Source organism: Sabulicella flocculans (genome assembly GCF_045449635.1).
Classification (GTDB): domain Bacteria; phylum Pseudomonadota; class Alphaproteobacteria; order Acetobacterales; family Acetobacteraceae; genus Roseococcus.
Genome location: NZ_JBJJBR010000064.1, coordinates 1 through 599, shown reverse-complemented (window position 1 = coordinate 599; position 599 = coordinate 1). Strand labels below are relative to the sequence as shown.

Annotated in this window: 2 protein-coding genes; both read right to left on the bottom strand. The window is 70.5% G+C overall.

Annotated features, from left to right (window positions below):
* Positions 1 to 315 (bottom strand): DUF2190 family protein (locus tag ACI6QG_RS19630; RefSeq protein WP_407026263.1); only part of this gene is annotated, 315 nt, incomplete at its 3' end.
* 86 nt (positions 316 to 401) lie between these two features.
* Positions 402 to 599 (bottom strand): phage major capsid protein (locus ACI6QG_RS19625; RefSeq protein ID WP_491630758.1); only part of this gene is annotated, 198 nt, incomplete at its 5' end.

Here is a 599-nt window from a genome sequence, read left to right as displayed (position 1 = left end):
GCGCACCGTGGTGTCGGCGGCGAGCGCCGCGGCGGTGGCGATGCCGACCTGGAAATTGCCGGTGGCGGTGGTGGTGAGGCGCCGGTTCGCATTGTCCCAGAACAGCCGCGCGCCGGCGGTGATGGCCAGCGCGGGCTCCTTGGCGAGCTCGAACTCGCCGCGGGTCTCGCACTCGACCAGGGCGTTCTGGGCGGCGTCCATGGCGGCCACGCCAAAGAAGGCACCGACCAGCATGCCCTGGCCGGAGAGGATGCCGCCGGCATAGGGGACCGGCATGGGGACGGAGCGGGCGTCGGGGCGGATGCAGTTGCGCATGGGGATGGGTCTCCAGATGCGCGAAAGGCGCCGCCCGGGATTCCGGTGGCGCCTTTCGCGGGATGGTCAGGAAGGGTGGGAGGGGATCAGGTGCCCGGGTTGAAGTAGCCGCCACGCCAGTCGATGGCGCCGACACCGAAATCGAAGATCACGCTAACCTCGATGCCATCCACGCCCTGGACCGGGCCGGTGGTGACCTGCGGCCCCTCGGCGCCGTTGAGGTAGCCGTAGACGTAGACGGGCGCGGCGCTCGGCTCCGCAAAGAGATACCAGCGGTTCGCCTG